This is a genomic window from Nostoc sp. ATCC 53789 (genome assembly GCF_009873495.1).
GTDB lineage: Bacteria > Cyanobacteriota > Cyanobacteriia > Cyanobacteriales > Nostocaceae > Nostoc > Nostoc muscorum_A.
Map to the genome: position 1 here is coordinate 926962 of NZ_CP046703.1, position 12317 is coordinate 939278.

Genomic DNA, 12317 nt, shown 5'->3' on the forward strand with positions numbered 1-12317 from the left:
CTTACTCCTTATTGGCGACTTCAGTACTTTCAACTTCGGTATTGGGAACTTCTGGGTATAAACCCAATTCTTTAGCTAGCTCACGCGCCACAAAAAATAAAAACTTGGCACCATCTTGATTACCTTCATGGGCAAACATCGTTGCTACTTGTAACATTGTTTCTACGAAACCAGAGTCAATTAATTCTGGTTTAGATTCTAAAATTTCTGGTTCTTGACCATTAGGGCATTTGAGCAATTCATCAATCAGATTAAAATATAGTTGCTGGCGTTGTTCTGACATGGTGTTTTGTTTTGGTTGATTTTAGTGAGTTAATTGGGAATTGGTCACTGTTCGATACTTTGTTGCCACAGTCTTTCCAACATTTCAACTTGTTCTTTTAAAACAGCCGCACGATGTACAAGATATCTGTCATAAAAGAGAATTCCTAACCCAACGCAAATAGGGGTTAACAAGAAGAACCATTGCAAGATAGCGGCAAATTTATATTGTTCAGCAACAGTCAGCATTTGATTAATCACATTACGGTCAGAGGATTGAATGCTAGTCTGAGGGGAATGTGTAACCTCTGTCTGGGGAGCCAAGTCGGGAGCATTTTTAGTAGTCTTGTTAACTTCGTAGGCTAAATTCTGGGCTTTTACTAAATCCAGATGTCGCTCCCAAACAATGCCAAATACTACTAGTTCTGGAGAAAGCACTGCTAAAATAACTACGCAAACTGTAAGAACATTTAAAAGTTTGGCTTTCATCTTGGCTCTCCCTTGCTAGGTAGTATGCACCCAGTAAGAAAATATCATTTGCTGTTTATCTGAAACAGTTTTGATATTAAAATATGTGTAAACGGTAATTTTCACAATTGTTAGCTGTCAGTTCTTTTTCTAATTATTACTGACTACTAACCACTGAAAAGCTACTAACATTTTTGCAAAACGTAGGATTATTCAATCAGAAAGAACACGCTTAGATTCTTGAATGTGGTTTCATCTTGCTCTCAAAAGGGAGATTAAGAAGTCCCCCCTAGTTCACTCAGCTTTCGCTCAGGAATGTTGGGGGGTAGAGGGGAATCTCTGCGTAAATCCTATACGATTTATATCAGTCGCTCTCCACAAAACAGTTTACCCCAGCCCTGTTAAGATTATTAAATTCATTAGAATAGTACTCAAAGGCTGTAATCCTCATCAGGTAAGTATTATAAAAAAATATTGGGGTATGGGTGCTAGTGTTTTTGAGATGGGGTGCTAGTGTTTTTGAAGTGGGGTTCTGGTGTTTTTGTACTCAATCTAAAAGCAATGTAGGCAAAGCTTTAGAACTGTTTTTAATGCAAGTTTTAGTAGACAAAATCTGTACTCAAAAGTAAATATCGATGTCTTTTGATAAAGATAAACTAATAAATTCAGAAAATCCATTAAATGTTTTGAAATTCAGTTATATTTCCCTAACAAATAAAGAATGATGATAAAAATTATTCATATATACAGAAATATAAAAATTTATCTTAGCCCAAGAGACAATAGTCAGCAATTCTAAATGGTAAAATAAAAGAATGGCAAGCTAGACATCTGCTGAAGTGAGAATCAATGAGAGCATCTGATAAAAGTTCTGCCTAAGCTTTCAGATTTTGTGGTTTAGTTAGAATAGATAGTATATGCACTCATTGGCACTAAACTGCAAATTAAATACACAAAGGCTTATTGTTATAAGTAAATACTCTGTACTAAGATTTAGAATTTTAGGAGTTAAATAATGCGAATTGCTCAAGATATAACAGAACTGATTGGACGAACTCCTTTAGTTCAACTGAACAAGATTCCTCAAGCTGAGGGAGTAGTAGCAAGGATAGTTGTCAAATTAGAAGGCATGAACCCAGCAGCCTCGGTGAAAGACCGCATTGGGTTAAGTATGGTACTTTCAGCAGAAGCGGCTGGCTCAATTCAGCCTGGAAAGACTATTTTAGTTGAGCCTACTTCAGGTAATACAGGAATTGCTCTAGCAATGGTAGCAGCAGCACGTGGCTACCGTTTAATTTTGACAATGCCAGAGACGATGAGCCAAGAACGGCGCGCTATGTTGAGAGCTTATGGCGCGTCTTTAGAGTTGACACCAGGCGCGGAAGGAATGCGGGGAGCTATTCGCAAAGCCGAAGAGATTGTGGCTAATACTCCTGATGCTTTTATGCTGCAACAGTTCCGCAACCCTGCCAATCCTAAAATTCACCAGGAAACTACCGCCGAAGAAATTTGGACAGATACAGACGGAGAAGTAGATATTGTCATTGCTGGGGTAGGTACTGGTGGGACGATTACCGGGATTGCAGAGGTAATTAAAAGTCGTAAGAAGACTTTTAAGGCGATCGCAGTTGAACCTAGCAACAGCCCCGTCCTCTCCGGTGGTGAAGCCGGGCCACACAGAATTCAAGGTATTGGGGCTGGATTTATCCCCGATGTTCTCCGCCTAGAATTGGTTGATGAAGTAATTAGAGTCAGCGATGAACAAGCGATCGCTTACGGGCGACGTTTGGCAAAAGAAGAAGGCTTATTATCTGGGATATCCTCTGGTGCAGCTTTGTGTGCTGCTATTCAAGTAGGTAAACGTCCAGAAAATGCCGGACGTTTAATTGTGATGATTCAGCCTTCCTTCGGCGAACGTTATCTCAGCACCCCCATGTTTCAAGACTTGTCATTAGAAACTGCTGGCGTGCGTTAAAGAGAGTGGGGAGTGTGGGGAGTGGGGGAAGTGGGGGAAGTGTGGGGAGAAATTGAATAACTGCATATCAACAAATGCTGCATTGCCTCCCCATCCTCCCACACCTCCCACACCTCCCACACCCTGCCAGCAAGGAGGTTTCAGCTTTTCAAGCGTGCCATTCGGGTATAACCCTTGTAGAGACGTAGCATTGCTACGTCTCTACTCTTATGTCTAATGTTTACAGTTGCCTTGCTTTTGGTGTTGATGGCTATGATCTTTACCGTGGGAACAGTTTTGCAAATCTTGCTTCAAAAGCTTGTCGCTGATTTCTTGCAAGGATTCATCCACAGCTTGTAACCCAATCCAAGTATCAATCTTTTGGACATCAAATCCTACTTCGCGGCGATCGCCTACTTCTAACAAAGGACGGCGAATTAGCAGTGGTTCTTTCAGCATCAACGCCAACGCGGTTTGTTCATCCACTTTTTCAGGAACCACCTCACCAGATTTTACCTTGGGAGCGGAAAGATTAAACCATTCGACTACGGGGCGATCGCCAAAAAATGAACGCAACCGTTCAGCTGTCCAAGGTTCTTTTAGCAGGTTTTGTGGTATCACCTCATGACCAGCAGCTGTTAGCAAAACTTTTTGCTTAACACCACCTTTACAGCCTGGTTTGCTATAGAAAATTACCTTTGCCATTCAACTATCTCCTAATTACTCTTTAGCGCTAAAGCGCCAACTACGAATCGATGAAATTAAAAATTCCTAGCTTTATGGCTAACTAAGTCAAACTCAAACCTCTCATTCGGATCAGTTTCGCCATAAATATTAAAAGTCACAGTTGGTTCATCACCCACTGCTTCTACACTGTGAATTGCATCGGGAGTAAAGCTAATAATGTCTCCTGGGAAAAGAGTTACCTCTCCAGTTGCTTCAATCTTGTCCTGAAATTCTGGGCTATTGGTGCGTCGCCAAAAAGTATTTTTCTCCTGGCCTTTTAGCACCGCTACGATTCCCCACGTTCCATGATTATGAATGTTTGAACGGGTTCCCGGTGCAAATGTTACTGTTTGCACAGTCAACGGAAAACCCAATTCATCATATAGGAGTAAAACAGAGTTTCCCGTTTTTTGTGAAGGCTCTAAATGTTGACTTTGTACCCAGTAGGAATTTACAATCAAGCGCCTTACAAGCATCCGAATTTCTGGCAGACAATTGGTTTCATTGTCACTGCCATTGAGAACATCTTCCACCTCAGTTAAAAACCGATAAAGGCGGTAATTTTCTCTCAATAAATCCCAGGATCTTACAGATTTACAGGCTTGATGCTGACCGTCCCCTGTTAGCAGCCAATCCCTACCTTTCATAACTTTTAAATTGATAGCTGAGAAGATTGGATCACAATGATCGGTGAGACATTAGGAATGTTACCTACAGGAAGCTTAGTAGGTATGTTAATAGGAGGGATGATAGAGTTACTATCAGTACTTGCTCCTAATAGAGAATAGGATCTAGTAGATAACCAATTGTTCATGATTTTCACCTTGACTTTTCATTGCTGACTAATTAATCGTCTTCTTCTGGTGGACGTGTCAAAATATCCAGCAGAATTCCAGAACCAAAATCATTCTTTTCGTCTATCTGTTTGACTCTGGTGCTGATCTCTTTTGCTTGCTCAATTTCTCCTAACTTTGCTAGCACTAATCCAGAAGCAGCATAAGCATTTAAGTACAATCGAATTTGTGGATCTTCTTTGCGATTGACTAATATAGGCTGAAGTTGCTCCCAGTCATCAGGAAATTTCTCTAGTTCTTTAATTTTATCTAATAATTTGACTGTTGTTTGTAATGCAAGAGAATAATTATTTTTATAATAGAAAAATCTATATGCTGCTACTAAGACATCTGTATTTTCACCAGTCTGTGCTAAAGCTTGTTGAATATATTTTTCGGATTCAGATGTATTTTCCCAGTTTTGTGCAGCTAAAATTAATAGGTTTTTGATGTCTTCTGGAACCTGGAACCATGAGAATTTGTTGGTATTAGCTTGCATATTGTATTGGGGAATGGGGACAAGGGGACAAGGGGACAGGGGGACAAGGGGACAAGGGGACAGGGAGACAAGAAGTGAGAACTTGAAACAAGTCTTTCCCCTTGTCCCCAATTCTCCTTGTCCCCTTGTCCTCTTCCCAATGCTCCATGCCCAAGTTAAAACAAAGTGAGAACGTACACCAAGGTAAATAATACAATCCAAATAATGTCTACGAAGTGCCAGTAAATTTCTGTCATTTCGATGAAAGTATGATTGGTTGCAGAATATTCACCAGGGAGACGCGATCGCCACAATGCACGTAATATCAATAACAGTCCTACAAAAACGTGCAAACCGTGGAACCCTGTCATGATATAAAAGCAGTTGGCGAAGACGTTGGTGGTCAGTCCGTATCCCAATGTTGAGTACTCATAAACCTGACCAGCCAAGAAAATTGCACCCATGATTGCAGTAATTGCGTACCATAGTTGCATTCCCTTGACGTTATTCTTTTTAATCGCCGTATCACCAAAGTGAATCACAAAACTACTAGACACCAGAATAATGGTGTTAATCGTCGGTACGAGTAGTTCTACTTCACTCCCTTCTGGAGGCCAAACTGGTGTAATACCTCTAAAAAACAAGAAAGTGGCAAAAAATCCCCCAAACATCAGGGATTCAGAAGCGAGGAACGTCAACAGCCCCCAAACTCTTAAATCTGGATGTTCTTCGTGTCCTGCACTGTGATCTTCGCTTGTCGTAGCTATAGTCATAGATTTTTTGACGATATTATGCGCTGCGTCTGTTGTAGAAGCGATCTTTAATCTCTTTACTCTGTGTTCTCTGTGCCTCTGTGGTTTAAAAGTAATTTATTTAACCGCAGAGGCGCAGAGAGCGCTGAGAGAAAAAAGAGATTTTACTAGTCACCTTGAAAAGGCTACTCTACTAACTAAGCACTAGCTTCCGGCGTTGCAGATGGCTGTACTTCAGTACTATGACCATGACCGTAGTCATAAGGCCCATGAGTCACAACCGGCAATACTTCCCAGTTTTCAATTGCAGGTGGTGAGCTAGTCGTCCATTCTAAAGTCAAAGCTTGCCAAGGATTATCACCAGCCAAAGGCCCTTTCAACCAACTGTAGATCATGTTGATAGCAAAAGGAATTACCGATATCCCCAAAACAATTGAACCAAAGGTACAAAGTTGATTGAGGTCGATAAATTGGGGGTCATACATTGCCACCCGTCTAGGCATTCCTTTTAAACCCAACTCGTGCATGGGTAAAAAGGTGAGATTTGTGCCGATGAAGGTGAGGGCGAAATGAATCCGTCCCAAGCTTTCATTCAACATTCGTCCGGTCATTTTGGGGAACCAGTGATAAATACCTGCGTAAATACCAAACACGGAACCGCCAAACAGAACGTAATGGAAATGTCCGACAACATAATATGTATCGTGGACGTGAACATCAAAAGGCGCTGTTCCCATCGTCACACCACTCAAGCCGCCCATGACAAACATAGACAACAAGCCAATGGCGAAAAGCATTGCACCGGTGAAGCGGATTTTACCACCCCAAAGGGTAGCAACCCAGGCAAAAATCTTCACGCCAGTGGGAACTGCAACTATAAGAGTGGAGATGGTAAAGAACATCCGCATCCAACCGGGTGTACCACTGGTGAACATGTGGTGTACCCAAACGAACAAACCCACAACGCAAATGGCTACACTAGAATAAGCGATCGCTTTATAACCAAAAATAGGCTTGCGGGAGTGAACTGGAATTACCTCCGACATGATGCCGAAGATGGGCAGAATCATTAAATATACTGCCGGGTGAGAATAAAACCAGAATAAGTGTTGATAAATTACAACGTTACCGCCTGCATCTGGTTTAAAGAAGGATGTGCCAAAGTTGAGGTCAAACAACAGCAGAACTAAACCGGCTGCTAATACAGGTGTGGAAAGCAACGCTAGAATGGAGGTTGCCAAGATTGCCCAGCAGAAAAGGGGTACTTGATCCCATTTCATGCTAGGAACCTTCATCATCAAAATGGTGATTACGAAGTTCAGCGAACCCAAAATTGAAGAAGTTCCCACCAAAACGATCGCAAGTATCCACATAGTTTGAGCAATTGGCGCTGTCACCAAACTCAAAGGTGGATAAGCTGTCCAACCAGATTGCGAACCGCCAAAAATGAAACTACCTAATATGAGTAATCCGGCTGGTGGGTTTAACCAAAAGGCGATCGCGTTTAGCTTCGGGAAAGCCATATCCCTAGCACCAACCATCAACGGCACTAAATAGTTACCAAATCCCCCAATGGCGCTAGGGACAATCCACAGGAAGATCATAATCGTCCCGTGATTGGTCATGAAAGCGTTATACAGATTGGGGTCGAGTACGTCTGATTCTGGTGTTGCTAATTCCACACGCAGAGCGATCGCCATCAGTCCGCCAATGAGATAGAAGACAAACGCCGTCACCAGGTATTGAATACCAATAACCTTGTGGTCAACATTAAATGTAAAATAATCTTGCCATTTCCACGCCTTCGGATGAGAGGTGTGGCCAGCCACCAATTCCGGTTTATTTCCTTCTGGTGGAGTATTCCGTGGAAATTCTACCTGCGTCATATTTTTGTCCCTTGTCGTTTGTCATTTGTCCTTTGTCTTTTTGTCCGTTGTCATTTGTCCGTTGTCATTTGTCCGTTGTCATTTGTCCGTTGTCATTTGTCCGTTACGAATAACTAATGACCAATGACTAATGACTAATAACTAATGACCAATGACCAATGACCAATGACTAATGACCAATGACCAATGACTCTAGAGTTGCTGCACTGATTCCCATCTCATGGGTGTGAGGTGCGAGAAACTCTGATGTTGATAAGTCGGCTGGATTAACTGCAACGACTTGATTGAGGTTTTGTTGTTGGGCAATCTGGTTTTCTGTCCGCCAGTTCTCATAAGCTTCTGGTGTGTGGACAATTACCTCTGTCCGCATTGAACCGTGATAACCACCGCATAACTCAGCACAAACTACGGGATATGTACCTGGTTTGGTGGCGACAAATCGTAGTTCGGTAGGGATACCGGGAAGTGCATCTTGTTTCAAGCGGAAGTTTGGAACCCAGAATGAATGAATTACATCTTGTGCTGAAAGGTTGAGTTGAACATCAGCACCGACGGGTATGTGCAATTCCCCAGAGGTAATGCCACTATCGGGGTAATTAAATATCCAGGCATACTGTATGCCTTTGACATCAACAACTAAATCGGCTGGTTTCCCTAGAGTTTGAGGAGACGCGCCAATACCAATTGTTGGGGCTGGGGCAGTTGTTGCTTCGGAAGTATCGCTTAATGTAGCTGCAATAGCTGTTCCCGACTTATGAGCAACATGAGCGGCTGAATGAGGATGACCAGCAGGCTCAAAACCGCCCATCTGGTTAAAAACATCTACACTGTAGATGCCCAAACATAGGACAATCACTGTTGGAATTGCTGTCCAAAAGATTTCTAAGGGAACGTTACCTTCTATTGGTAAACCATCGGTATCATCACCGCGACGGCGACGAAACTTCACCAAAAAAATCAGAATAGTTCCTTCTACCACTAAGAAGAGTGCGATCGCAATGGTAAACATGACGTTGAAAAAACCGTCTACCAAAGGCGCTTGTAGCGATGCCTGCATCGGCATGAGAGTGTGGTTTTGACCGATCCAAATGCTAATTGCTGTAACTACTATCCCAGCAACCAGAGTCCATAGTGAAACAGGAACTTGTTGCATACATGCTACCTGCTTTGTAAACAGTCTTTAAAGGTGTGATTTTCTGAGTTGAGGTTTTAGGGGAAAGGTTATAGGTTACAGGTAATAGGAATTCATCTATTCCCTGTAACCTGCACCCTATTCCCTTGTTTTTTCCCCATTCCCCATTTCCTTTTCACTTATTAACTTTCTAACGTGCAGCCATAAAAAAAGGGGAAAAATTCCAGATTTTTTCCATATCCTTCCCCCAGAAAATTACAAATTATATTTTAACTCCTATGAAAAAGTTAGCCCCCTGCTTTCAAAAAAGCTAGTTGTTCCAAGAGGGCACTGTTGACCTAATATTGATTAGGCTATATTAGCAGCAAGTTTAATTTTGTTAATAGCTAACATTTTACGATTTACGGATTTGTTTACTGTGAACTATTTATTAGTGACAGTAAATACTGAGTATTCCCCTCAAGTTACCTTGCCTAGCGCATTTTCGCTTTTTACAAACAGTGCCTCCTTGAATTAACAACAATCTTGACTAACTTCAAATACCTTAATTATTTACTGCAACATGGGTGTAGCAATTCTTCGGACAAATCCGTGAACACGCTTCACAACCAATACAGTTTTCTGGAGAAGTAACTGCCATTACTTTCCGTTCAATTTCTTCATCATCTTCGTCTTCTACAAATTCACCTTCTTCATTGAGTGCCTTCAAACCTAGCACATTGTATCCGCACACTTTAACGCATCTGCCACAGCCGATACATTTATCTTTGTCAATTTCCTGAGCAAATTTTGGTGTCCAAGCCTTTCCGCCAAATGTCAAACCTGTTAGTTGCGCCATAAATAAATCCTCGGCATTTTTGCCTATTAATCTGTTTGTGCATTAATCATCATATTATCCCAATCTTTTCTTTTTTTTGTATTCAAAATTCACTTTCGCTTCATAAAAAATCGATGATTTTGAACACAATTAAAAATCATTTTGCAAACCACAAATAGATGCAAAATATTGCCAATAATAATTGGCAATGCTTAAAATTATCTCGTTCTTCCGATCCGGTATTTATTGAGTCTCTGACTGGAAGCAGTAGCCCCTAATCAGCCACTCCCATGCAAAGCATAGAAAGTAGAGACGCATAAATTACAGCTTTGAAAACTACCCTCGTCGGCAAAGCCTTATGTAAATGCAGGTATATCGATAAAAGTGATGATATTATTTTTCAAATACTTTTAGCTTTAGACAAATAAATCTAGATAAACAGTATACACATATACAAAATCAAATGTTCATTAATTACATTTTGATATATGCAATATGTATTTTACGAAGCAACAATTTGCAATTTAATTTGATTCAACTATTTATATAAATGATGACAAAATAAATACTGCTTTTCGATTTAAATAAATATAATGAGTTTATGAAGGAAACATAATCATTTTATAAAGCAACTGTGATTTTTATGGCAGAATACGATCATGTCTTAAATATTAAAATTATTAACAAATCAGATGAAGTTCAATCACATCAGGCTTAGATATGTTCTCAAAACACTTTATGGTTAAAGTTAAAATGTTCATTGAATACGTAATTAAATGAAGATTAAGATATCTTTCTAAGCTCGGTACGAACAAATTAATCATTTTTTTCATGAAATGTATAGTTAATAAATAAGTTTTGTCAGGCTCGGTTTAAAAGCCTTAAATAGCTTCCAATTGGATGCCAAGTCAAAATATGGATGTGGGGAGTGAATATGGTGAGAATAATTTTTCTCACCAGAAAGATTATGTGGTAGCGAGTCATAAATGAAGAATCCAGAAGTCAGAATCCAGGAGTCAGAATCAGACCATAAAATCAAAGATTTTGTGGGGGTCTTAAACCCATTTATTCAGACGCTCTCTACGAGACGCTGCGCGTAGCTTGCTTCTCCGTAGGAGTACGCGGACTCGCTCTAAGCGAAGCCATGCCGAAGGCTTTACGCTGCGCTATCTGCCAGCGATGCACTGACCCGATCGTTGTGTCATACAGAATTAATTCTGTTAGCGGATAGCTAAGGTTTAGCCCATTCTGAATTCTGAATTCTGACTCCTGAATTCTGTTTGATAGACAGGACTCATCCAGGGGAGACCTGAGACAGACATCTCAACGATTAGAGTGGGAAAAGAGCCAAATGCCTTATACAATTCCTAACAACAGTTGCGTTGGATGTGACAACTGCCGCCCCCAATGTCCTACGGGTGCAATCAAAATAGAGGACAATGAATATTGGGTTGATCCTGGTCTTTGTAATAATTGTGAGGGCTATTATTCAGAACCGCAATGTGTAATAGCTTGTCCAACTAATTCTCCCATTCCTTGGCAGGCAAAAAAGGGGAGATGCAAAGTTGAACCGAGAGATTCTACCAGTTTAGACTTGTTTTCTAACGGCAAGAATAATCCATTTGCTTCTGCGATCGCAATTTGGGAAGCGTGTAATGTACTAGGGCAACGCACATCACTACATTGGGAAACCGATGAAGACGGGTATCTATGTTATAGCCGACAAGTCAATCAAGGACGAGGTGCGATCGCCTTTCACATCCAAGATCCATTCCAAGTTAATGACAAAGCCACCGATATAGCAGCAATTGAAGCGCTTGACATCAGAGCCGCTTGCATACATCTAATTTTTGCAGGTTATGCCACAGCCTTAGAGCAACCTTGGGAGCAAGAATTTGCGATCGATGAGCGACAAATCGAGAAATATTTGGGGATGGAGAAACGCAAAGATTTGAGCAAAGCTGCCAAGCTAGCTTTAATGAAAAATCTTGTCCAGCAAGCTTGCTCCCTGGTTATCTCCATTGATTGGCCCCAACAAGGTCGAATTAACGGATTCTCTGTTACAAACAGCCGCTTATGGCACTTAGTAGATATTCAGCACCACTTCCAAGAAGACAATCATGGATGCAAATATCTGATTGGGTTAACTTTTAAAGTCAAAGCAGGCTTATGGGCACAATATTTCTTAAACAAACAAGCATGTAAAGAGCGAACCGCATTCTATCAATACGGTAGTCTTCCGAAAACGCTGCTAACCACAGTTATGAGCATTTGGCAGCAACATGAAGGCGCGGTTCGGTTAATGCTGTGGTTGCTGTTTAAAACCAAAATGGGCAAAGAACAACGCATTACCATTCCTACCTTGCTGCGTATTGCTTACGGTGAAGAAAAAGTCGCTCTTGCATCCAGACAACGGGAAGAACGCAAACGTCTGTTGCGAACCTTTGAAAGCGACTTAGAAATTCTCAATCACTATGGAATGAAACCACTTTTCGATCCGGTTACTTACCCACCAGAAATTCAACCTTTGTGGGCGAAGTTAATCGATCTTCCCGAAGATCCAGATGAAGCATTAGAATTTTGGACTAACGACGGTGGTTCTGAAACTCGCCTCACAGACACAGGCCCCCGTGGTAAGTGGAATCTACTAATGAATGCGCGAATTTTGGCTTTTGAACTTCCACCAGAATGGGAACAGCAAATCTCAGAATCGGAAAAAAAGCAACGGCGAACTGCTAAAGCCAAAAAGAAGCCCAAAGCTACAAACGATTTACTGGGTGAACAGATTTTGCAGGCGCGAAAAAATTTGAATCTTTCCCAAAGAGAATTGGCAAAACTCACAGGTAAAAGCCAAAGCTGGATTCGAGATATCGAGAATGGTCGTTTAAAAGCCAAATTAGAAGACCAAGTTCTGTTACGAAAAGTCTTAAATATGACTTCATCTTGATTTTTAATTTAAACGCATAGGCGCTTCTCTACGAGACGCTACGCGTAGCTTGCTTCCACGAAG

11 protein-coding genes are annotated in these 12317 nt (G+C 41.1%); 2 read left to right on the forward strand and 9 right to left on the reverse strand.

What is annotated here, in order from left to right; translation table 11 throughout:
* Position 1: 1 nt before the first annotated feature.
* Both GJB62_RS03695 and GJB62_RS03700 read right to left on the reverse strand, forming a co-directional pair.
* Positions 2 to 283 carry a hypothetical protein gene (locus GJB62_RS03695; protein WP_114083620.1) on the reverse strand — a complete coding sequence of 94 codons (282 nt, stop codon included), beginning with the start codon at positions 281 to 283 and terminating at the stop codon, positions 2 to 4.
* 44 nt (positions 284 to 327) lie between these two features.
* On the reverse strand, positions 328 to 750 hold the full coding sequence (locus GJB62_RS03700) for a hypothetical protein (RefSeq protein WP_114083619.1): 423 nt from the start codon (positions 748 to 750) through the stop codon (positions 328 to 330).
* A 994-nt stretch (positions 751 to 1744) separates the two neighbouring features.
* Here GJB62_RS03700 and cysK point away from each other — a divergent pair.
* Entirely contained in the window at positions 1745 to 2704 is a 960-nt protein-coding gene (gene cysK, locus GJB62_RS03705) for a cysteine synthase A (RefSeq protein ID WP_114083617.1), read from the forward strand.
* Positions 2705 to 2917: 213 nt separating this feature from the next.
* Here cysK and GJB62_RS03710 read toward each other — a convergent pair whose 3' ends face one another.
* The 7 genes from GJB62_RS03710 to fdxB all read right to left on the reverse strand — a co-directional run bounded on the left by GJB62_RS03710 (position 2918) and on the right by fdxB (position 9328).
* Entirely contained in the window at positions 2918 to 3388 is a 471-nt protein-coding gene (locus GJB62_RS03710) for an ArsC/Spx/MgsR family protein (RefSeq protein WP_114083616.1), read from the reverse strand.
* Between the two features lie 56 nt (positions 3389 to 3444).
* Positions 3445 to 4056, reverse strand: coding sequence for a cupin (locus GJB62_RS03715; RefSeq protein ID WP_114083615.1), 612 nt, complete (start codon positions 4054 to 4056; stop codon positions 3445 to 3447).
* 199 nt (positions 4057 to 4255) lie between these two features.
* Positions 4256 to 4741, reverse strand: coding sequence for a hypothetical protein (locus tag GJB62_RS03720; protein WP_114083614.1), 486 nt, complete (start codon positions 4739 to 4741; stop codon positions 4256 to 4258).
* Between the two features lie 155 nt (positions 4742 to 4896).
* On the reverse strand, positions 4897 to 5493 hold the full coding sequence (locus GJB62_RS03725; RefSeq protein ID WP_114083613.1) for a heme-copper oxidase subunit III: 597 nt from the start codon (positions 5491 to 5493) through the stop codon (positions 4897 to 4899).
* Positions 5494 to 5669: 176 nt separating this feature from the next.
* Complete coding sequence (gene ctaD, locus GJB62_RS03730; RefSeq protein ID WP_114083612.1) at positions 5670 to 7358, reverse strand: cytochrome c oxidase subunit I; 1689 nt, start codon at positions 7356 to 7358, stop codon at positions 5670 to 5672.
* Between the two features lie 169 nt (positions 7359 to 7527).
* A complete protein-coding gene (locus GJB62_RS03735) occupies positions 7528 to 8511 on the reverse strand; it encodes a cytochrome c oxidase subunit II (protein WP_114083611.1) in 984 nt (327 codons plus the stop codon).
* Positions 8512 to 9034: 523 nt separating this feature from the next.
* The gene (gene fdxB / locus GJB62_RS03740; protein ID WP_012407144.1) at positions 9035 to 9328 is read right to left on the reverse strand and encodes a ferredoxin III, nif-specific; all 294 of its coding nucleotides are present in this window, start codon (positions 9326 to 9328) and stop codon (positions 9035 to 9037) included.
* A gap of 1330 nt (positions 9329 to 10658) precedes the next feature.
* Between fdxB and GJB62_RS03745 the strand changes: the two genes are divergently transcribed.
* On the forward strand, positions 10659 to 12254 hold the full coding sequence (locus GJB62_RS03745) for a helix-turn-helix domain-containing protein (protein ID WP_114083610.1): 1596 nt from the start codon (positions 10659 to 10661) through the stop codon (positions 12252 to 12254).
* Positions 12255 to 12317 lie beyond the last annotated feature (63 nt).